Origin of the sequence: Pseudomonas lopnurensis (genome assembly GCF_015070855.1) — a bacterium.
In the GTDB taxonomy this organism is placed as follows: Bacteria; Pseudomonadota; Gammaproteobacteria; order Pseudomonadales; family Pseudomonadaceae; genus Stutzerimonas; species Stutzerimonas lopnurensis.
The window spans coordinates 171,019-192,376 of sequence record NZ_JADDIX010000099.1; the positions used below are offsets into that span (position 1 = coordinate 171,019).

A 21,358-nucleotide genomic window follows, 5' to 3' on the forward strand; every position below is an offset into this window, starting at 1 on the left:
GACCCGCCGGCGCAGGCGCCGGCAGTAACCGCGGGGATCGGCCAGGCCGTCGATGTGGTCGATGCGCAGGCCATCCACCAGGCCTTCGGCGATCAGCTCGAAGATTTTCGCGTGGGTTTCCTCGAACACCACTGGCCGCTCGACGCGCAGGCCACCGAGTTCGTTGATGTCGAAGAAGCGCCGCCAGTTGATGTCGTCAGCGGCGGTGCGCCAGCTGGCCAGTCGGTAGTGCTGGCGCTCCAGCAGCCCGTGCAGGCGCTGGAAGCCTTCGCCGGTGGTGCCGTCGTAGTGCTGCAGCGCTTGCTCCAGGGCCTGCCGGGTGTCGGCGTCCTCCAGTTGTTGCGCCAGTTCGCTGCGTAGCAGCCGCGCGGTCTGATAGGGAGCAGGCTCGGTCTTCAGTGCATCGAAATGTTGCGCCAGGGCGCGAAGCTGCGGATGGTCGGCGGCGCGCAGCACTTCGCCATAACTGGGCGGCGTGATGGGGAAACGGTGCTCGTAGTGCTCGACGTAGAGCGAACCGTTGTCCGCATCCAGCCGCAGGACGACGCTGCCCTGCTGCAGGGCTTCGCCATAGTCGCTGCCGAGGAAGGGCACCAGCAACTGCCCCTCGAGCAACGGGTCGGGCGAATTCCATTCGATATCGAAGAACAGCGCATAGGGGCTGCGCCGGCCCCACTCCAGCACGTCGAGCCACCAGGCATTGCCGGCACCACCGACCGCCATGTGGTTGGAAACGATGTCCAGGATCAGGCCCATGCCTTTGGCGCGCAGGGCCGTGACCAGCCGGCGCAGGGCGGGCTCGCCGCCCAGTTCCGGATTGATGCGGGTCGGGTCGATCACGTCGTAGCCATGCATCGAGCCCGGGCGGGCGGTCAGCAATGGCGATGCGTAGAGGTGGCTGATGCCCAGTTCGGCGAAGTAGTCGACCAATGCGGTGGCATCGTCGAGGGTGAAGCCGCGGTGGAATTGCAGGCGCAGGGTGGCGCTGAGTGCTTTCATCGATGCGCCGCTCCGCGGGTTGTGCGCCGTGCCTCGGCCAGGCACTTCAGGCGTTGGCTGCACACCGGGCTGTCGAGCAGGGTGGCGCTGTCGCCGGGATAGCGGCGGCGCCAGTTCGGATGTTTTTCGACGATGCCGGGCATGTTGGTCTGTTCGTCGAGACCGAGGGCGTCCTCCACCGGTAGCAGTACCAGGGGAGCCGGCGTCTGGCCGATGAAACGGATGCTGGCATCCACCGCCGCAGCGGGTGCCAGCGGGGCGTCGCCGGGCTCTCCCGAGGTTTCGCGCAGGGCTCGATTGAGACCTGCGCGTTCCCGCTCACGCTCCTCGAACTGCTCGGCGCGGGCCTGTTCGGTGACCTGGCCGACGCGAATGCGCCAGTCGATGTCATGACCCTGCCACCAGCCGCTGACGGTCGGGATGTCATGGGTGGTGGTGGTCGCCAGCGCGTGCCGGGACCAGTGCGCCGCCGGCAGGAAATTCGCGGCACCATCACGCTCGAAGAGCAACACGCGCATACCGAGAACGCCACGCGCGGCCAGCTTGTCGCGCAGACCTTCGGGCACCGTGCCGAGGTCCTCGCCGAGAATCACCGCGCTGTGCCGCCAGGCTTCCAGCGCCAGCAGACGCAGCAGGTCGTCGAACGGGTAGTTGAGATAGGCGCCCTGGTCCGGTCGCGCGCCGGACGGCATCACCCACAGGCGCATCAGCCCCATCACATGATCGATGCGCATGCCGCCGGCATGCGCCAGATTGGCGCGCAGCATCTCGATGAAAGCCCGGTAGCCATGATCCTTCAGGCCCCAGGGTGAAAAGGCGGAGATGCCCCAGTTTTGCCCGTCCCGGTTGAGGATGTCCGGCGGCGCGCCAACGGCGAGGGCCGCCAGCACCTCGTCCTGGCGGCTCCAGGTCTGGCTACCGCCGCCATCGGCACCGACCGCCAGGTCGCTGATCAGGCCGATGCGCATGCCGGAACTGCGGGCGGCCACCTGGGCACGTTCCAGGCCGCGCGCCATCAGCCATTGGCAGAAGGCATGGAAGCCGACCGCATCGGCGTTTTCCTCGGCGAAGCGCTGCACGGCGGCACTCTGCGGATCGCGGTACTGCAGCGGCCAGTCGCGCCAGTGCTGCGGGCGACCTTCAGGCGAGCGCAATGCGGCGTGCAGTGCCTCGAAACGGCAATGGTTCTCCAGCGCTTCGCCAGCAGCCTTGCGGAAACTCTCGAAATCCTGCTGCTGGGCGTTGCCACCGCTATTGAAGTCATGAAACAGCGTGCGCAGCAGGCGCTGGCGGGCCTCGGCCACAGCCGGCCAGTCGATCAGTTCGAGTTGCTCCAGCCGTTGCAGTTCGTCGCTCAGGCCGCAGCGTTCGATGGCCTGGCGCAGCGGGTAGTCGCCGAGGATGCTGCCCGGCGCGCTGTGCAGCACGTTGTAGAACAGCCGGCTGGACGGTGAATAGGGGCTGTACTGGTTGGGGTGTTCGCTGAACATCGCATGCACCGGGCTGATGCCCAGTGCATCGGCACCGTAAGCAGCGGCACTGCGGGCCATGGCTTCGAGTGCCAGGGTATCGCCCAGGCCCCCATCGCCGGGGCGACGCAGGCTGTAGAGCTGCACGGCGAGGCCCCAGGCGCCGTCGCCGGCAATCTCGGTCACGGACGGGCAGGCTGGCGGGGCAATGGCCAGCGTTACCCGGCTATCGCCGATCTCCAGTCGGTGATAGCCGGGGATTTCGATGGGCGGCAGGCATGCCTGGTCATCCAGTACGCCGTCGCGCCGCTCGCCATTCTCCAGCTGCAGGGCGAATGCCGCTGCCGGCCGAACATAGCTGGAAAGGTCCAGGGCCGCGTGCTGGTCGCCGGTCAGCAGTGGCGGCAGGCTGGCGCGGCGGTTGTTCATGTGCAGTTTTTCCAGGCTGGCATCGATTTCTGCGCGGGTTTCGGCCGCCAGCCCCAGGCCGGCGAGTATGGCGCGCAGCACATCCGGCTGGACCCGCTGATCACGGCCGTCGGCGTCCACCCAATCGATGGACAACCCTGCGGCCTCGGCCAGGCGGATCAGGCGTTCATCGCTCATGACGATTTCTCCAGATACAGCAGGGCGGTACGGGCCGGTAGTTGCCCGCAGGGGGCGTTCGGCAACTCGCGGCTGGCGAACAGCAGTTGCGCGGCGGCAGACGCGACGGATACCGGGACGGCGGTCGCGCCGAGGTTCAGCTCCAGTCGCAGTTCACTGCCATCGCCGAGGCGCCAGCGCGCGAGCGCCGCCGCTTCGCCGAGCACCTGGGCGCCGAGGAACCGTGCCCCCGGCAGGCGCGGGATGATTTCGGCATGTCGGATCTGCAGCAACTGGCGATACAGCGCATGCCACTCGGCGTGGCCCGGCTCCCGGCGGCTGCCGAAGTCGGGACGGGAATCCTCGAAGGTGGATACGGCATTGGGGTCGGGAATCCGCTCGCGGGTATGTTCGTCGGCGAATTCGGCAAACTCGGCGAACTCGCCACGCCGGCCTTCGCGCACCGCGTCGGCCAGCTCGCCATGGTGGCTGGTGAAGAACAGGAACGGCTGGCGGGCGCCCCATTCCTCGCCCATGAACAGCAGCGGGACCATCGGTGACAGCAGCAGCAGCGCGGTGGCCGCGCGCAGGGCGTGCGGATCAGTCAGGCTGATCAGGCGTTCGCCGAAGGCACGGTTGCCGGTCTGGTCGTGATTCTGCAGAAACAGCACGAAGGCGGTAGGCGACAGGTGCGCGCTGGGCTCGCCGCGCGCTTCGCCGCGCCGATTGTTCTGGCCCTGGTAGACGAAGCCTTCGCCGAGAAAGCGCGCCAGCTTGTCGGTCGTGTCCGGGTGATAGTCGGCGTAATAGCCCTGGCGCTCGCCGGTGAGCAGGGTGTGCAGGACGTTGTGACCGTCGTCGTTCCACTGCGCAATGAAACCCTGGGTCAGCAGGCTGGCGCGGTTATCCTCGTTCTCCAGCACCAGGTGCACGTGGCGCCCGGGCTCGACCGCGGCCTGTACCCGTTCGGCCAGTTCGGTAAGAAAGCTGCGATCGGGAATGGCGTGCACCGCGTCCAGGCGCAGGCCGTCGAAACGGTAGTCGAGCAGCCATGTCAGCGCGCTGTCGATGAAGAAGTCCCGCACCTCGCCGCGGCGGAAATCGATGGCGTCGCCCCAGGGGGTCTGCTGGTCGTGGCGGAAGAAATGCCTGGCGTAGCGGCCCAGATAGTTGCCGTCCGGGCCGAAGTGGTTGTAGACCACGTCGAGAAACACCATCAGGCCCAGGCCGTGGGCGGTGTCGATCAGGTGCTTGAGTTCTTCCGGGCTGCCGTAGGCGGCTTCCGGCGCGTAGGGCAGCACGCCGTCGTAGCCCCAGTTGCGGTCGCCGGGAAACTCGGCGATCGGCATCAGCTCGATGGCGGTGACGCCCAGTTCGGCGAGATCGGCCAGGTGCGCCTCCATCGCCGCGAAGCCGCCGTAGAGGCCGGCATGCATTTCATAGAGCACCGTCTCGTGCCAGGGGCGGCCACGCCACTCGGCGTTGCGCCAGAGGTAATCGTCGGGATCGACCACCAGACTCGGCGCATGCACGTCGCCGGCCTGGGCGCGCGAAGCGGGGTCGGGCACCTCCAGCTCATCGTCGATCAGGAAGCGATACAGCGTGCCCGCGCCGTAGGGCGCTTCGATACTGTACCAGCCGTCTTCATCGGCGATCATCGGCAGCGTTTGCGCACCCACCACGATCAGGCTGACCTTTCGCGCGTCCGGGGCCCAGAGCCTGAAGCGGGTGGTCCGACTATCCAGTAACTCCGGGCCGTGTCGCCCCCTGTGGGCACGCTGCTTCTGCATTGATCACCTATATCACGGGATGGAAAGACTGACCTCGCGGCGCTCCCCGAGCAACTGTTGATAGAGCGCGTCGTAAGGCCCGATGGCGTGCCGCCAGAAGAAGCCGGCGGCCATCGCCCGGCAGCGCATGGCACCGAGCAACTGCGGATGCTTGTGAATCTCCAGCGCGCGCTTCACCGCTTGCCGGTAGCTGTCGGCACTGGGCTCGTCGAACAGCAGGCCGGTGACGCCGTCCTCGATGGAATCCGCCAGGCCACCAGTACGACGGGCGATCGGCAATGAGGCGTAGCGCTGTGCGTACATCTGGCTGAGGCCGCAGGGCTCGTAACGCGAGGGCATCAACAGGAAATCGCTGCCGGCGAACAGCCGCCGGGCATCGGTCTCGTTGAAGCCGATGTGCGCCGCGACACGCCCCGGATGGCGCTGCGCAAGCTGCCGCACAGCCTCTTCGATGGGGGGCTCACCACGGCCGAGAATGGCCAATTGGCCGCCGCCCTCGACGATGCTGCGCGCCACGTCGAGGGTCAGGTCCACGCCTTTCTGGTGCACCAGTCGCGACACCACGGCGAACAGCGGAGCGTCGCAATGTTCGAGGCCGAAGGTTTCGCGAACGTAGGAGGCGTTGGCCTCCTTGCCATCCCAGTAGCGGGCACTGAAGCCGCGCACCAGATGGGAATCGCTTTCCGGCTCCCAGCTTTCGTCGATGCCGTTGAGCAGGCCGCTGAGCAATCCCTGGCGAGCCTTCATGCGCAGGAAGCCTTCCATGCCACAGCCGAACTCCGGTGTGGTGATCTCTTCGGCGTAGGTGGCGCTGACGGTGGTCACGTGGCTGGCGTAGGCGATGCCCGCCTTGAGCAACGAGAGCTTGCCGTAGAACTCCATGCGCTCCGGGTCGCAGGCTTCTGCCGGGATCCCCAGCGGGCGCCGCAGACTCATGTCGATGTTGCCCTGATAGGCGAGGTTGTGAATGGTGAACACGCTCGGCGTGGTCAGCCCGCGCCAGTGCATGTACGCCGGAGCCAGGCCGGCCGGCCAGTCATGGGCATGCACCAGCTCCGGGGCCCAGCTGATGCAGGCGGTGCCGGCGGCGATTTCCGCGGCAGCCAGCCCCAGCCGGGCGAAACGCACCGGATTGTCCGGCCAGTCGTTGCCGTGCTCGTCGCCGTAGGGCAGGCCCTCGCGCTCGTAGAGTTCGGGGCAGATCAGGACGTAGATGATCAGGCCGTCGGGCATGTCCATGCGGCCGATGCGGCAGCCCGGCACGTCGGCGTATGGCCCGAGCGTACCGACGATGCGAATGGGCTGGGCACCATTCATCACCTGCGAATAACCCGGGATCAGCACCCGCACGTCGTGCAACCCGCCCAGAGCGCGGGGCAGGGCAGCGGAAACGTCGGCGAGGCCGCCGGTCTTGATCAGGTCGGTCAGTTCGGAGGTGACGAAGAGGATTCGTCGTTTGTCGTCATGGCGACTGCGAATCTGCAACGTGGGGCGTATTGCCGGCGGTACGACGGGTGTGGTTCTGAGCAGGCTGAAAGGCCGGGTGTTCACAGCGGCAATACTCATCATGTTCTCCCCAGAGGCCCGGCTTCCAGATGCCGGAGCAGCTACGAGCATATTTCTCCCATGCAACGATCCGATGACCGCCGCACACCATGAACACGACAAGGCTGAAAGCTTGTTCGGAGCAGCCGCAAAGGGCGGTAGAGCTACGTTGGCCCTACCAGAAACCAGACACGGCGGCGCGGTAGAAGTTCTTGAATCCAGTCAAATATCTGCAGCTGGAACTCGCACCTTGCAATCTGCTCCGAAACACAAAGGCCGAGACGGCTGTGACCTGTAATCCGGGTGGAGCAAAAAGCATGCAAGAGATCGAGCGCATCGTCGCTTTTCTTCAGCGCGAAGGACTTCAGCTGACTACCGCCGAATCCTGTACCTGCGGGCTGATGGCCTCGCTGCTCGCCGATATCCCTGGCTGCGGGCAGGTGCTGGATAGCGGCTTCGTGGTCTATTCACCCAAGGCGAAGAACCGCCTGCTCAAGGTGGATTTCGAAACCATCGAGAAATTCGGTCTGACCAGCGAAGAGGTCGCCAGCGAGATGGCCGTCGGCGCGCTCAACGTCAGCGTCGCGACGTTTGCGGTCGCCAATACCGGCGTGGCGGACGACGCGCAGCAGGACGAAGGCGGCACCCAGTGCTTCGCCTATGCACTGATGCGGGGCGAACGGCAGGTGGTGGTGAGCGAAACGGTGCAATTCGAGGGTAGCCGGGTGGAGATTCGCGAACAGGCGGCGCGCCATGGGCTGACCCGGCTGCCGGAGAAATATGCCGAGCTGTTGGAGAGGCTTGGAGGGTAAGGCTGTTGGGATTTCGCCAAACTGTTGCCCGGCAAGCCGTTAACTGAACAATGCTTCCGATACGCGGCTCGGCCCCAGCGTATACGTAATAACCCGTGCAGCGGCTCCATCTCAGCCGTACTGTTCCGTCGCGAAGCGCGTGGCTGCAGGGTTCGCGTGACGTTCTTCCGCAATCCTTTCTTCAGTCGACACGCCGCTCTGTCCGTAAAGCCGCCCGGCATCGGTCACAGCACCTCGGCGCAGAACTCGGCGGGCGTGACGATCCGGGTCCGCCCAATATGGCCACGTTGCAGCAGGCCGGCGCGGCGATCCCCGGTCACGAGGTAGTCCGCCTCTCCCGCCAAGGTCATGGCCAGCAGGAAGGCGTCGTCCGGATCGTCTGCTTCGGCCTCGATATCCAGGCGCTCCAACACCACCGCTCGTTGCAGGTTGTTGATCATGGTGCCGACCTTGGCGGGCTGGAGAGAAATTGAACACCAACCTCGCTCACACCGGTGGCTGCCGCTCCGGTTCTACATGCTCCGGCTGCGAGGTATCCACCGTCGGTTTCTGCCCGACACTCAGGTCCGCGCGGACCAGCGGCAGCGCATGCGGGTATTGCCGCTGGATGAACCCGAGCAGGTTCTCGCGGATATGGCAGCGCAGGTCCCAGTTGCGCGACGAGTCAGGCGAGCTGACCAGCGCCCGCAACTGGATGGATTTCTCGCTGGCATCGGTCACCTGCAGCACGCAGACCCGGCCGTCCCACAGTTCCGGTACGTCCTTGCACAGGCGGCGCAGTTCCTCGCGCAGCGGCTCCAGCGGTAGCGAATAGTCGGCCCAGAGAAACACCGTGCCGATGAGGCTCGAGCCGCGACGGGTCCAATTCTGGAACGGTTTCTCGATGAAATATTGCAGCGGCACCACCAGCCGACGGTCATCCCAGATGCGCACCACCACGTACGTACCGGTGATTTCCTCGATGCGCCCCCATTCGTTCTCGACGATCACCACGTCGTCGAGGCGGATCGGCTGGGTCATGGCGATCTGTACACCGGCGATCAGGTTGGCCAGCACCGGCCTGGCGGCGAAACCCACCGCAAGCCCGGCGAGACCGGCCGACGCCAGCAGGCTCGCGCCGAACTGGCGCGCGCCGGGGAAGGTCATCAGCATCGCCGCGATGCCCACCAGCAATACGAAGAAGGCCAGGGTGCGCAGCAGTACCCGCGACTGGGTCTGGATCTGCCGCGCCCGCAGGTTGTCGACCACGTCCACCGGGTTGCGCAGCTGGATGAACAGTTGCAGACCGCGCAACAGCCGCAGCGCCATCCAGGTGAGGGTCGCGATGATGAGCAGCGTGGTGACCTGTCGCGCCGCGCCGATCAACAGCAGATCGTCGGGCGCCGAGGCCCAGACGCCTTGCAGGCCGAGCAGCGGCAGCAGCATGCGGATGGGCTTTTCCAGCTGTTCGGAGAGTTCACGCGTGAACACGAAGACTCGGGCCAGGCGCAGCATCAGCGCGGTGAGCACGCGCCCGAACAGGCTCAGTACCAGGACCACGAACAGCGCGACCGCCAAGGTGCGCAGTCCCGGCTGGCTGATGTACTGGTCCCATTGCAGGAGAAAGTGTGGAAGTTCGATGACGCAGGCTCCGGTTCGCCATTTGTCTGGGCAGTGACTTGAACGGCCATGCAAAGTTCATGGCCGTTTCGCCTGCCGATGCAGCCAGTCGGGCCGGGGGAACTCCTGTCGACGGGGTGTTTCACAAATTACAGGCGGGCTGAAACGGGCCCGGATCATTCAGACCTCGCAGGAGTACCACCATGCAGAGTGCACAGACCGGCAACGATGTCCGTACCGAACGCTTGATCGAGTGGCTGCGCGATGCCCACGCGATGGAGGCCCAGGCCGAAACCATGCTGAAGAAGCAGGCCAGCCGTATCGAGCACTATCCGGAGCTCAAGGCGCGCATCGAGCAGCACATTACCGAAACGCAGAACCAGGCCAGGCTGATCGAGAGCTGTCTGCAGCGCTATGACAAGTCCTATTCCGGTTTCAAGGACCTTGGCGGCAAGATGATGGCGATGGGGCAGGCCATGGGCGGAATGATGGTCAACGACGAGATCGTCAAGGGCGCGCAGATGGGTTACGTGTTCGAGAACCTGGAGATCGCCTCCTACACGATTCTCATCGCCGCGGCCGAGGCGGTGGGCGATCTGCAGACCAAGGAAGTCTGCGAACGCATTCTGGTGGAAGAAATCGCCATGGCCGACTGGCTGCGCGACCACCTCGCCGAATTGACCCAGGCCTACCTGACCCGCGCCGCGGAGCCGCATGTCGAGGCCAAGCGCTGAGCCATGGCGCTGCTCAACGTACTTCCCTCCGGTCGGATGCATGATGCGTCCAACCGGGGCCTGAATACTCATTCACCGCATGGGTTGGTCGAAGGGCTGCGGCCACCGCGCCTGACGGAAGCAACCGATGAGAAACCGACCACTGCTCAAGACCTTCACCTTCACCATCCTGCACTTCGCCACCGCATTCACCGTGGTCTATGCACTGACCGGCAGTGTCGCCATCGGCGGCGCGGTTGCGCTGATCGAGCCGCTGTGCAACACGCTCGTCTACTACCTCCATGAGCGGGCCTGGCAGCGCTTCGGCCGGCAACGGTCCGAGCAGTCGCACGGCTACGGCCATGACCTGTTCCTGAAATATCTGAACCGCACACGAGGCAGTGCCGCCTCCAGCAGCATTCGCACCCCGCGCTGAGCGGCCGGCGAACGCTGCTGGCGAGCGCGGTCACTCCGCGGCGCGAAGGCGCTCAGGTTCGGTCGCGGTGGTACTGCGCGTGGCGTACATCTCGACGCGCAGTTCCTGCGCCAGGCGCACCAGATTGGCGGCGTCGCGGCACTGGTCGTAGGAAATGCCGAGGACGGTCAGCTCCTCGCTCTGGGAGGGATCGCGGTAGAGGCGCACGCTCAGCGAACTGTCCGGCTCCGCCCGGCATTCGCACTGATAAGGGCGCAAATAAGTGTGCAGAATCGCTTCGATTTTAAACAGAGGAAGACGTGAGCTCATAAATCCTCCCTAGGGTCTGGAGTGATTGAGGCGCAGCGCTATCCTGCGCACCACCGATTTCCCGCCACCATCCAACCGTAGCAGCCATCCTCGGCTTGTACATTGCGTCATATGGCCGCTCGGCGGATTAAATCCGCAAGCGCCGTGCTACGGCCTTCGCTGCCGCTGCCGCTCATCGGGACGTGCAGCCCGAGGCGCTTTGGGAGCCTTGAACTCATACCCGCGGAGGGTGACCAAAATAGCAATGCAGCCGCTTCTTTTCGGCGGCTGCCCCTGCGGAGGTTCGAATGAAAAGACTCGTCCTGACAGTGGCCCTGAGTGGTCTGATCGCTTTGCCGGCCATGGCGCAGTTTCCCGCCGGCACCCCCGAGGATGATCAGGGCTCGGCGCCGAGCCCGATGGGCAATCCGACGCCTCAGGAGGAGGTGGAAACCCGCAAGGACCACAAGGGCCGCACGGTTACCGACGACGGCCGCCCCGTGGCGCCGACGAACGACGAGCAGGAGTCCACCGACCCCACCCGGCATTCGGCGCCGGGCGGTCCGAACGATCCGTCCACGGACCCCGGCACGCTGGAATGACAACGCCGTATCGCCAGTGGGAGCGCCGCCATGGCCCTCGATGAATACCAGCGCATGCGCGATTTCGCCGCCACGCCGGAGCCTTCGGGCGGCACGGCGCGGGGCAAGCGGGGCAAGGCGGCGCATGCGCTGCAGTACTGCATTCAGAAGCACGACGCCACGCGCCTGCATTACGACTTTCGCCTGGAACTCGATGGCACGCTGAAAAGCTGGGCCATTCCCAAGGGGCCGAGTCTCGATCCAGGCGTGCGCCGCCTGGCCGTGCATGTCGAGGATCACCCGCTGGACTATGCCACCTTCGAGGGGCACATCCCGGAAGGTCACTATGGCGCCGGCGACGTGATCGTCTGGGACCGGGGCGTGTGGATACCGCAAGGCGATGTGCACGAGGGTTATCGCAAGGGCAAACTCAAGTTCATCCTGGAGGGCGAGAAGCTCGCCGGCAGTTGGAACCTGGTACGCACGCGCATGGAGGGCAAGAAGGAGCAGTGGTTCCTGATCAAGTCCCGGGACGAGGCGGCGCGCGAGGAGAGCGAGTACGACATCGTCACCGCGCAGCCGCACAGCGTGCTCAGCGATCGCACGCTGGTGCCGCGCAAACGCGCTGCGGCGAAGGCGCGGACCGAGGAAACGCCGGCCAGGCCGGTGGCGCGCCCCGCCAAGGCTCGCCCGCGCAAGCAGGAACCGGGCGTCTCGCTGCAAGGCGCCAAGCCGGCAACCTTGCCCGATAGCCTGAAGCCGCAACTGGCGACACTGGTGGACTCGGTACCCGACGGCGACTGGCGCTACGAAATCAAGTTCGACGGCTACCGCATCGTCGCGCGCATCGACGCCGGCAAGGTTCAGCTGTTCACCCGCAACGGTCATGACTGGACGGCGAAGATGCCGCAACAGGCCGCGGCGTTGGCGGGCCTGGGGCTGGAGTCGGCCTGGCTCGACGGTGAGATCGTGGTGCCGAACGAGGAGGGCACGCCGGATTTCCAGGCGCTGCAGAATGCCTTCGAAGCGGGGCGCAGCGGCGCCATCCTCTATTACCTGTTCGACCTGCCTTATCTGAACGGCATGGACCTGCGTGAAGTGCCGCTGGAACAGCGCCGCGCCGCGCTGCGCGAGGTGCTGGAGCGCAGCGACAGCGAACTGCTGCGCTTTTCCGAAGACTTCACCGAACAAGCGGACAGCATTCTCGAAAGCGCCTGCCAGATGAAACTGGAGGGGCTGATCGGCAAGCGCGGCGGCAGCCTCTACACCTCGCGGCGCAGCAGCAGCTGGGTCAAGATCAAGTGCAGCAATCGCCAGGAGTTCATCATCGTCGGCTACACCCAGCCCAAGGGCGCGCGCACCGGCTTCGGCGCGTTGCTGCTCGGGCTGCACGACGACAACGGCGAGCTGCGCTACGCCGGCAAGGTCGGCACCGGCTTCAACCACGCCACCCTGCAAAGCCTGCACAAGCAACTGAAGCAGCGGGAAACCGAGCGCTGCCCGCTGGCCAAGGCGCCGCCGGCTGCCGATGTGCGTGGCGCTCAATGGCTCGAACCCGAACTGATGTGCGAAGTCGCCTATGCCGAAATGACCCGGCAAGGCGTGGTCCGCCATTCGGTGTTCCACGGACTGCGCACGGACAAGCCGGCCAAGGCGATCACCCGTGAGCGAGCCAAGCCAGTCAACGGTACGCCGGAACGCTCCGGCCACGGGAAGGCCGATCCGATCGCGAGCGGCCGGATCAGGATTTCCAATCCCGAGCGGATCATCGATCCGGCCAGCGCTACGACCAAGCTCGAACTGGCGCGTTTCTACGCACGGATCGCGCCCTGGGCGCTGCCGCAGCTACGCGCGCGCCCGCTGGCGCTGGTTCGCGCGCCGGAAGGTATCGAGGGCGAGCTGTTCTTCCAGAAGCACGCCGACAAACTGGCCATCCCGCACATCACCCAGCTCGATCCGGCACTGGACCCGAAACACGGCGCCCTGCTGGTGATCGACAGTGTCGAGGCGCTGGTTGGCGCAGCGCAGATGGGCACCATCGAATTGCACACCTGGAACGCCGTGGCGCCGAAGCTGGAGCATCCCGACCGCTTCGTGCTCGACCTCGATCCCGACCCTGCACTGCCGTGGAAACGGATGATCGAGGCCACCCAACTGACGCAGACGCTGCTGGACGAGATCGGCCTGGCTTCCTTCCTCAAGACCAGCGGCGGCAAGGGTATGCACATCATCGTGCCGCTCGAGCCGATTCACGGCTGGAGCGAGGTGAAGGCCTTCAGCCAGGCCATCGCCAAGTACCTGGCCAAGCTGCTGCCCAGCCATTTCTCGGCGGTCAGCGGACCGAAGAACCGGGTCGGCCGCATCTTCATCGACTACCTGCGCAACAGTCGCGGCGCCAGTACCGTGGCCGCCTACTCGGTGCGCGCGCGGGCAGGCCTGCCGGTGTCCGTACCGATCCATCGCGAGGAACTGGGCGAGCTGAAGGGCGCCAACCTGTGGACGGTTGGCAATCTGTTCGAGCGGCTGCAGGAGCTGGGCGACGACGATCCCTGGACGGCTATCGCGCAGGTGGAACAGGCGATCAGCGGGCAAATGCGCGAACGCCTGGGCATCTAGGACGAGGGTGGGGAAGTAGTCGGATGGGCCGCGGCCGGTGCACCGCGCACACCGGCCAGGGGCGGTTCAGAAGTTGCTGCAGTCGGCGCCTTGTCGCAGATAGGTGGTCTCGTGGGTTTCGCCGTTGGAATCCACGTAGGTCATCTTCGCTTCGACCACATCGCAGCCGCCGGCGGGCACCTCCAGTGAAACCACCTTGGCGATATCCAGCCGGTCGCCATAGCGGTACGCGGTGGGTTCGTTCGCTGCATGGGCCCATTGTGCGCAAAGCGCCAGGCCGACAATTGCGATCAACTTATTCATCACGACCTCCAGAGTGCCTGCGTGCCGTAACGCGGCGAGGCGCCCGGCGAAGGCTCGATAGCGGCGCCTGCAGCGTGGCAGGCGTCAGGAATAAAACGAGGCTGCCACAAGGCGGGAGCAGCCCAAAGGTGACAGGGCATTCGATCGAAGGAGCGGCCGATCGAACGACAGAAGCGGAATCGACCCCCACTACTTGTTGCCACCGCACAAGAGTAAGGCGGCCGGGCGGCGGGAAAAACAGCGCTGCCGTTGATGAAGCTTTACCGGATGCGCAACAGTCGCCTCAGGCCCAGTGTTCGGGGTTCTGCAATATCTCATGATAGTTGTGAAAGGCCCGGGGCAGTTCCTGTTTGAGGAACTCGACCCAGGTCCTGATCTTCGCATCGAGAAAGCGCCGTGAAGGGTAGAGCGCATGGATGTGCTTGTGCTGCAGGTGGAACTGCGGCAGCACGCGCACCAGCGCGCCACGCTGCAATGCCGGCGCGGCGACGTAGTCCGGCAGCAGGCAGATGCCCATGCCGGTCTCGGCGGCGCTGGCCATGGCTTCGGCGACGTTGACCTTGAAGGTTTCACCGGGGCGAATCACCTCGTCGATGCCCTCGCCGACGAAATGCCAGTCATCGGCGAACACGGGATCGGCCAGGCGCAGACAGCGATGCCGATGCAGTGCGGACGGCGTCCGCGGAATGCCGTGTTGCACCAGATAGCTCGGCGCGGCGCAGACCACGCTGAATACCGTGCCCAGTCGCTGGGTGACCAGCTCGGAATCGGGCAGCTCGCGAGACAGCGTGATGATGACGTCCAGGCTCGCCGCGAGCGGGTCCGGTTGGCATTGCGATAGCGCCAGATCCAGGCTGACCTCCGGATAGCGTTCGTTGTAGCGCCCGGCCAGGCTGGACAGTAGCTGGATGCCCAGGCCGGTGCTCGAATGCACGCGCAACCGTCCACTGGGCGTCAGGTGCGCCCCGCTGGCTTCCAAGCCGTGCCTGCTCCACCTGGGCAAGAATCTCCCGGCAGCGCTCGAGAAATCGCGCCCCGGCCTCGGTGAGCGCAAGGCGGCGGGTCGTGCGATGCAGCAGCCGGGCCTGCAGGTGGTTTTCCAGCTCGGCTACCAGCCGGGAAGCCTGCGCCGTGGACATGGCCGCCTGCGTCGCCGCCGCGGTGAAGCTGCCTGCATCGACCACCCGCACGAATACCCGCATCGCTTGCAGCATGTCCATCTATCGTTACCTCTCAGGTCATGATGCGCCGCTCATGGCCACGTTTCAGTGCTCCAGCCGGGCCGATGGCTCGCCTGCACTGCCTTCCCAGCCGCCACCCAGGGCAAGAAACAGGTTCACCTGATCATTCGACAGCTGTCGCGCCGATGCCGCCAGCGCCGCTTCGGCGGACGCCAGGGTACGCTCGGCGTCGAGGCTGTCGAGGTAGGCCAGGCGGCCTTCCTGATAGAGCCGCCGGGTGTGATCCGCGGCGCGGCTGGCGGCATCGCGGGAATCGCGCAGCGCGAGGTTGCGTTGCAGATCGTGGGCATAGCGGCTGAGCAGCGTCTGGGTTTCGCGCAGCGCGTCGAGCACCGTGCCGTCGAAACGGGCGAGGGCGGCATCGGCGCCAGCCTCCATGGCGCGAACCCGCGCGCGGTCGACCCGGGTCGGGAAATGCCAGCTGATCGCCGGCCCGAATGCCCAGCGCCGGGTGACCGCGTCGCCCATGTGTTCGAGCATGCCGGTGGAGCCCGCCGAGGCGCCCAGGCTGACCTGCGGATACATCATGGCGGTGGCGACGCCGATGTCCGCGCTGGCCGCGGCGAGCAGGCGTTCGGCGGCGCGGATGTCCGGACGCCGCTTGAGCAGCGCGGCGCCATCGCCGACCGGGATCGGCTGCTCCAGTCGCGGCGCATGGCTGCAGGCGGCGACCGATGCCGGCAGATCACCCGGCGTGCGCGCGAGCAGCGCGGCGAGCTGGTACAGCGCCGCGGACTTCTTGGCTTCGAAAGGCGGCAGCTCGGCGCGTAGCGCCTCGACCTGTGCCTGCGCGCGCGCCACGTCCACTTCACTGCCGCGACCGCCACCGAGCAGGCGTACGGCCACGTCCAGCTGCCGCTCCTGAATCGCCAGCGAACGTTCGGCAATCGCCAGCTCCTCGCTGGCATGGCAGGCCTGGACATAGTTGCGCACCACCTGCGCGACCACGGTGATGCGCGCGCTGTCCAGCGCCGCGGCGCCGGCATCGGCACTGGCGCCGGCCGCTTCGGCGGCGCGCCTGAGCTGGCCGAACAGGTCGAGCTGGTAGCCCACGGCGAGCCCTGCATCGGCGAGGTTCATCACCGGCAGTTTCTCCTGCAGGGCCAGCGCTTCGCTGGACAACTGGCCGCGCGCGAGCGAGCCGTTGCCGCCGACCTCGATCTCCTGCGCGTGATGGGCCATCTGGAAGCCTTCGTAAGCGCGACGCAGGTTGTGGTAGGCCAGCCGCACGTCGGTGTTGCGCTCCAGCGCCTCGCTCACCAGGCGGTCGAGCAGCGGATCGTCGTACAGCTTCCACCAGTCGTCGGGCAGCGGCGCCTGTTCGACCTGCGCATTGCCGCCCAGATCGAACGGCGCCTGTGCCTCGGCGCGGCGGAACGCGGAATCATCCGGCAGCCGATAGTCGGGGCCGACCATGCTGCAGGCACCGAGCAGCCCGGCCAGGACCAGCAGCGGCGCGTGGCGGTAGCGGCTCATGGCGTCGCCGGCCTGGTTGCGGTGCCCGGCCAGGGGAGGACCGACAGCGTTGCGGTGCGGCCGATGACCAGGCGAATGTCGCTCTGCTGGCCTTCGTCGAGCACCACGCGCACCGGAATCCGCTGGGCCAGGCGCACCCAGTTGAAGCTGGGGTCGATATTGGGCAGCAGCGAATTACCGCGCGCGCGGTCGCGGTCCTCGATGCCGGCGGCGATGCTCTGTACATAGCCGTACAGGTGCTGGGATTCGCCCATCACCTTGATGTCCACCGGTTGGCCGATCTCGATGGCGTGCAGCTTGGTTTCCTCGAAGTACCCCTCGATGCGCAGCGAGCGGGTATCGACGATCGACAGCACCGGCGTACCGGTCTTGACGTAGTCGCCGACGCGCATGGTCTGGTCGCTGAGGTAGCCGTCCACCGGGCTGCGCACGGTGGTACGCTCGAGATCCAGGCGCGCCACGCCCAGGGCCGCTTCGGCGGTGGCCAGCGCGGCTTCGGCGCGCTTGACCCGGGTGTCGCCGATTTCCACGGTTTCGGCGGCGATCAGGTCCTTCAGTACGCGGTTGCGCTTGGCTTCGCGGCGCGCCTGCTCCAGCTCGGCGCGGCGCTCCAGCACCGCGGCCAGGCTCTCGTCCACCGCGAGCTCGAAGCGTGCCCGGTCGATCACGAACAGCACCTGGCCGCGATCGACCTTCTGGTTGTCGCGCACGTGCAGCTCGGTCACCAGCCCGGAAACGTCAGGCGCGACCTGGATGATGTCGGCCTGCACATGGCCATCGCGCGTCCACGGCGCCTCCATGTAGTAGTCCCACAGGTGTAGGCTGACGGCGACGGCGACGGCTACGGCCAGCAGGGTCAGCACCACTGAGCCGGCGGCGGGTATCCATTTGTTCACGTTTCACATCCGGGGCATGAGGTTGAACAGGGCGCCCAGCACGAGGACGTACAGGGCGAGGTTGAACAGCGGCGGGTGCCAGACCCAGCGGTAGAAGCCCAGGCGCTCCAGGGCCGTGCCGAGCAGGCTCTTGAGCAGGTAGGCGCCGAGCATCAGCACCAGCAGCACGGGTACGTAGACGCCGTAGAGATCGATGTGTCCGGTCATGTTCCGGCTCCTGCAGGTTCGAGGCCGCCGATTGGCGGCAGTGGCCGTATGGTTGACGAGGCATCGGGGAACAGCGCCAGACGCAGGCCATGCAGGGCCAGGCAGGCTTTGTAGGCAACGCGCTCGGGACGCGCCTGCAGCCGTGGCAGGCAATCGTCCAGTTGCCGCCGCAGGCCCTCGGGCGCCGGTGGCGGCTGGCGGCTCCTGGCGCAGGCCTGGAAGTAGTCGTGCGCGGCCAGCAGGATCGGCTGCAATTGCTCGCGGAGCGCCGTCGGTAACTGCAACTGCTTGAGTTCCAGCAGGCGGAAGCACAGCCGCAGTTCGCGAGTGGCGTCGTGCAGTGCCAGGCCCTGATCGCCCAGCTGGCCGAGGCGCGGCAGCAGTTGCGCGGTGCGGTCGATGACATCGGAAGCGACCTCGGCGTGATCGCCTTGCTTCTTCGCCACTGCCAGCCGTGCAAGGCTCAGCCACCCGGCACGGGCCAGGCGGCGGGCTGCCCAATGCATGCCGAATGGCCGGGTCAGGCGCGCCCAGACCAGCGCGAAGACCACGCCCAGCGTGCAGGACAGGGCGATGTCGGCGAACAGCGGGAAATCGGCTTTGTAGCTGTCCTGGATGGTGATGTTGGAGATGGTCTGCACCGCCAGCACGATCACCGTGCCGGCGTACTGCGGCCGTCCGGCGAGGGTGCCGAGCAGCAGCAGCGGCACGGCCAGGAGCGCGGCCAGGCTACCGAAGTCGTGCACGTTGGGCATCAGCGCGAACAGATAGATGGCGGCGACCACCGACGAAATCACCGTGGCGACCAGGAACGACTTGATGAACGGCGCCGGATTGTCCTGCCCGGCGAAGAAGCAGCCGGCCACTGCGGCGATGAACACAGCGCTGTAGCCATGTTCCCAGCCGGAAACGAACCACAGCAGACTGATGCAGAGTATCGAGAGCGCCACCGAGGCGGACGAAATGGCCAGCAGGCCGTAGTCGTAATGGCGTGGCCCACCGATCAGTTGGCGCACGCGGTAGCGCAACAGCGGCGCACGCTCGGGGTGACCCTTGGCGAATTCCAGGCGCAGGTTGAGGCAGTCCTGCCAGAGATCGATCAGGGCACGCAGTTGCGTCAGGGCGCTGGAAAATGCCAGCGCGTGCTCGGGATGGGTGTCGCCGAGCCAGGTTTGCAGGTGCCGGCCGCGCAGGCGCAACTGGTGGGGAGTCGCCTGCGGATCATCACCCTGGACCCAGCTGTCGACACGCCGCAGGTATTCCTCCAGTTCCGGCAGCGTCCCGTGCAACTCGCGCTGCAGACGGCGCAGTGAATCGCCGATGGACATCAGCTGCGGCGTCAGCATCGCCACGCGCGCCCGAAATTCACGGGCGTGGCGCGCGGGCAGGGCGCTGCGGCTGTCGTAGCCGAGGTGGACGATCATCCCGTCGAGGCCCATCACATCCACCAGCAGTCGATGCAGCTCGCCGTGATCGGCGGCGTCCCGGTGGCGGGTCGCGAGCATGCGACCGACCGCGGCACGGCCGTCGCGCAGCAGCATGTCCATCCGCGCGCCGAGCACCGGGGCGATGCGGCTGGGAAACAGCACGGCATTGACCACGCTGGCGCAGACGATGCCCAGGAGAATCTCCTCGGAACGGGCCAGTGCCACGTCGAAGATGGTTTCCGGGTGGTTCACCTCGCTGAGGCTGATCAGCGGCACCGTGTAGGCCGCGAGCATGAAAATGTAGCTGCGCGGGCTGCGGTCGAGCAGCGAGAGGAAGAGCAGGCCGCCGACCCAGAGCGCGATGACGATGCTCAGCATCATTGGCTGGTGGGCGAACAGCGGCAGCAGCGCCACCGATGCGGCAGCGCCGGACAGCGTGCCCAGGACACGGTAGAGCGCCTTCGACCGGGTCGCCCCGGACAAGGGGTGGGATACCACGTAGACCGAGGCCATGGCCCAGTACGGGTTGTCGAGAGGAATCGCCAGGGCGATATAGAGCGCGAGCAGGGCGGCAATCAGCGCTTTGGCGGAAAACAGCCATTCACGCCAGGTCGGCATGTTCATAAGAGTTCTTTTTTTGAAGGCCGTGCCGAAGGCGGGGGCATGCAAAGGCGGCACGGCTGCACAACAAGTTGTTACATTTAACGCGAAAACGACATGACGAATCGAGCAACCAACAGGACGATTCGATCCAATTGAGCACTCGTCATACGGCTCATCCGTACCCAAGGTAACGATGAAACGCATCCCCAATTACGCGCTGTACGGTGAAAACGCACTGCCGGCCTGGCAGGATCTGCTGCACTTCGAGTGGATCAACGAGCGCAGCGAGCTGCACAAGCAGGAGATCAAGCCGCATCAGCACGATTCGTTGCTGCAGGTGGTGTACATCCGCAGTGGCAAAGGCGAGGTTTCGCTGGAGAACAGCCGCATGACCTTCAGCGCGCCGAGTCTGGTGCTGCTGCCGTGCCGCACGGTGCATGCCTTCAGCAACAGCCACGACACCAACGGCACGGTGATCACCGCGGCGCAGCGACCGCTGGAATCCATGGCGCGCATCGTTTCCAGCGAACTGCTGGGGTTGATGCGCCGCCCCGGCGTGTTCCCGCTGCCGTGGCAGGCCGATGGCAGCGAACCGATCTGGCCGCTGATCGAACTCATCCGGGAAGAGGCCACCAGCCATGAACGCGGCAACGTGGCCGCCGGGCATGCGCTGCTGCTGGCATTGCTGATGCGCATCGCGCGGCTGGGCACGCCCGCCACGATGCCGCGTGGAAGCAATCCTCGTCGTACGGCGTTGCTCGGCCGGTTTCGCGAACTGGTGGACGAACATTTTCGTCGCCACTGGCCGGTTGCACGCTATGCGGAAGCGCTCGGCATCACGCCAACCACGCTGGGGCGAATCTGCCGTGACGAACTGGGCGAGCCCCCCACGGCGCTCATCAACGAACGCCTCATCCGCGAAGCACAGCGGCAACTGGCGTACACGGAACTGGAAATCAAGCAGATCGCCCATGACCTGGGCTTTATCGACAGCGCCTATTTCAGCCGCTATTTCCGCAAGCAGGCGGGGCTCAAACCCAGCGAATTCCGCGTGGCATTCCAGCAGCCCGCGCCGTCGGCGAATGCCGAATAAGAGGGGGCATGCAATGCACAGGCTCTTGAACCCCGACAACCGCCGCGATAATCGCTGTTTCGACCCGACCCGTGGCAGTCGCGTGCTCATAGGAGTCAACAGTGCGGTGAGAAGATGTTTGGTATTTCGATGATTAGTAAGGTGGGGCTGAAGCCCGCTCTACAGGGTTTCGGCCACCCATGAATCCATGCGTGGCGCGCACGGCGCTGTTCCAATGGCTGGTGTTCAACGTGTTGGTGGGCAACCCCGACGCGCACCTGAAAAACCTCTTTCCTGCTCTCCCATGCCGGCATCCAGCTGGCGCCGTTCTATGACCTGATCTGCACGGTGGTATACGGCACACCTGCCTTCGGCAGCGATCGCTGGCCGAGCGCCACGACGCTGGCGTGGCCATTGGAAGGCTGGACCCGGCTCGCCGAGGTCGACCGCCGCGGCCTGGCCGAAGCGGGTGAGGCCATGCGGATCAAGCCGAACACGGTGGAGCGTCTGTTGGACAACCTGCGCAGCAAGATTGTCGGCGAGGCGCATGCCCTGTATGCGCAGATCGAACGCGAGAATGCCGAGCTGATCGAACGCCGCCCCGAATTAGCGGCCACCCTTGCCGGAGAACTGCGCTGTCTGCGGGCCATCCTCCATGTGGTGATCGCCGAGCAGGTGGTTCGCCTGGGATGACCGCGTC

At 66.0% G+C, this 21,358-nt stretch carries 17 protein-coding genes and 3 pseudogenes (1 of these 20 cut by a window edge); 7 read left to right on the top strand and 13 right to left on the bottom strand.

Annotated features, from left to right (window positions below; genetic code table 11):
• From IN820_RS21605 to glgA, 4 genes and pseudogenes are all read right to left on the bottom strand, one after another.
• Positions 1-999, bottom strand: a pseudogene (locus IN820_RS21605) (malto-oligosyltrehalose synthase); it reaches 1,820 nt to the left of the window's first position.
• Complete coding sequence (gene malQ, locus IN820_RS21610; protein ID WP_193682947.1) at positions 996-3,074, bottom strand: 4-alpha-glucanotransferase; 2,079 nt, start codon at positions 3,072-3,074, stop codon at positions 996-998. The pseudogene IN820_RS21605 and the gene malQ overlap by 4 nt, the downstream one beginning before the upstream one ends.
• Positions 3,071-4,843 (bottom strand): malto-oligosyltrehalose trehalohydrolase, encoded by a 1,773-nt coding sequence (gene treZ, locus IN820_RS21615; protein ID WP_193682948.1) that lies wholly within the window; start codon positions 4,841-4,843, stop codon positions 3,071-3,073. The genes malQ and treZ overlap by 4 nt, the downstream gene beginning before the upstream one ends.
• A 12-nt stretch (positions 4,844-4,855) precedes the next feature.
• Positions 4,856-6,409, bottom strand: coding sequence for a glycogen synthase GlgA (gene glgA, locus IN820_RS21620; protein ID WP_193682949.1), 1,554 nt, complete (start codon positions 6,407-6,409; stop codon positions 4,856-4,858).
• Positions 6,410-6,705: 296 nt separating this feature from the next.
• On the opposite strand from glgA, the gene IN820_RS21625 reads away from it, so the two are divergent.
• Positions 6,706-7,200, top strand: coding sequence for a CinA family protein (locus IN820_RS21625; RefSeq protein WP_193682950.1), 495 nt, complete (start codon positions 6,706-6,708; stop codon positions 7,198-7,200).
• Between the two features lie 224 nt (positions 7,201-7,424).
• Here IN820_RS21625 and IN820_RS21630 read toward each other — a convergent pair.
• Both IN820_RS21630 and IN820_RS21635 read right to left on the bottom strand, forming a co-directional pair.
• Positions 7,425-7,664, bottom strand: a pseudogene (locus IN820_RS21630) (putative toxin-antitoxin system toxin component, PIN family); the annotation flags it as partial.
• A 22-nt stretch (positions 7,665-7,686) separates the two neighbouring features.
• The gene (locus IN820_RS21635) at positions 7,687-8,799 is read right to left on the bottom strand and encodes a mechanosensitive ion channel family protein (RefSeq protein ID WP_193683010.1); all 1,113 of its coding nucleotides are present in this window, start codon (positions 8,797-8,799) and stop codon (positions 7,687-7,689) included.
• A 203-nt stretch (positions 8,800-9,002) separates the two neighbouring features.
• Here IN820_RS21635 and IN820_RS21640 point away from each other — a divergent pair, with 203 nt between their 5' ends.
• Positions 9,003-9,533 (top strand): ferritin-like domain-containing protein, encoded by a 531-nt coding sequence (locus IN820_RS21640; protein WP_193682951.1) that lies wholly within the window; start codon positions 9,003-9,005, stop codon positions 9,531-9,533.
• 127 nt (positions 9,534-9,660) lie between these two features.
• A complete protein-coding gene (locus tag IN820_RS21645) occupies positions 9,661-9,948 on the top strand; it encodes a DUF2061 domain-containing protein (RefSeq protein ID WP_193682952.1) in 288 nt (95 codons plus the stop codon).
• 30 nt (positions 9,949-9,978) lie between these two features.
• Here the strand turns inward: IN820_RS21645 and IN820_RS21650 are convergent, their stop codons facing one another.
• Complete coding sequence (locus tag IN820_RS21650) at positions 9,979-10,257, bottom strand: DUF1652 domain-containing protein (RefSeq protein WP_193682953.1); 279 nt, start codon at positions 10,255-10,257, stop codon at positions 9,979-9,981.
• A 287-nt stretch (positions 10,258-10,544) separates the two neighbouring features.
• Between IN820_RS21650 and IN820_RS21655 the strand changes: the two genes are divergently transcribed.
• Together IN820_RS21655 and ligD are read left to right on the top strand one after the other, a co-directional pair.
• Positions 10,545-10,838: a hypothetical protein gene (locus IN820_RS21655; RefSeq protein ID WP_193682954.1), complete on the top strand. Its 294-nt coding sequence runs from the start codon at positions 10,545-10,547 to the stop codon at positions 10,836-10,838.
• A gap of 30 nt (positions 10,839-10,868) precedes the next feature.
• Complete coding sequence (ligD, locus tag IN820_RS21660) at positions 10,869-13,433, top strand: DNA ligase D (protein ID WP_193682955.1); 2,565 nt, start codon at positions 10,869-10,871, stop codon at positions 13,431-13,433.
• Positions 13,434-13,499: 66 nt separating this feature from the next.
• On the opposite strand, the gene IN820_RS21665 is transcribed toward ligD, so the two are convergent.
• From IN820_RS21665 to IN820_RS21690, 6 genes and pseudogenes are all read right to left on the bottom strand, one after another.
• Positions 13,500-13,736, bottom strand: coding sequence for a DUF2790 domain-containing protein (locus tag IN820_RS21665; RefSeq protein ID WP_193682956.1), 237 nt, complete (start codon positions 13,734-13,736; stop codon positions 13,500-13,502).
• Between the two features lie 283 nt (positions 13,737-14,019).
• A pseudogene (locus IN820_RS21670) lies at positions 14,020-14,956 on the bottom strand (LysR family transcriptional regulator).
• Between the two features lie 45 nt (positions 14,957-15,001).
• Positions 15,002-16,453 (bottom strand): efflux transporter outer membrane subunit, encoded by a 1,452-nt coding sequence (locus IN820_RS21675; protein WP_193682957.1) that lies wholly within the window; start codon positions 16,451-16,453, stop codon positions 15,002-15,004.
• Positions 16,450-17,349: an efflux RND transporter periplasmic adaptor subunit gene (locus IN820_RS21680; RefSeq protein ID WP_193682958.1), complete on the bottom strand. Its 900-nt coding sequence runs from the start codon at positions 17,347-17,349 to the stop codon at positions 16,450-16,452. Before IN820_RS21680 ends, IN820_RS21675 begins: the two co-directional genes overlap by 4 nt.
• Positions 17,350-17,352: 3 nt before the next feature.
• Entirely contained in the window at positions 17,353-17,556 is a 204-nt protein-coding gene (locus IN820_RS21685; protein WP_193682959.1) for a DUF1656 domain-containing protein, read from the bottom strand.
• On the bottom strand, positions 17,553-19,607 hold the full coding sequence (locus tag IN820_RS21690) for an FUSC family protein (protein WP_193682960.1): 2,055 nt from the start codon (positions 19,605-19,607) through the stop codon (positions 17,553-17,555). Before IN820_RS21690 ends, IN820_RS21685 begins: the two co-directional genes overlap by 4 nt.
• 172 nt (positions 19,608-19,779) lie before the next feature.
• Here IN820_RS21690 and IN820_RS21695 point away from each other — a divergent pair, with 172 nt between their 5' ends.
• Both IN820_RS21695 and IN820_RS22740 read left to right on the top strand, forming a co-directional pair.
• Positions 19,780-20,679, top strand: a complete 900-nt coding sequence (locus IN820_RS21695; protein WP_193682961.1) for a helix-turn-helix domain-containing protein — start codon at positions 19,780-19,782, stop codon at positions 20,677-20,679.
• A 393-nt stretch (positions 20,680-21,072) separates the two neighbouring features.
• Positions 21,073-21,351: a hypothetical protein gene (locus IN820_RS22740; protein ID WP_235989222.1), complete on the top strand. Its 279-nt coding sequence runs from the start codon at positions 21,073-21,075 to the stop codon at positions 21,349-21,351.
• Positions 21,352-21,358 lie beyond the last annotated feature (7 nt).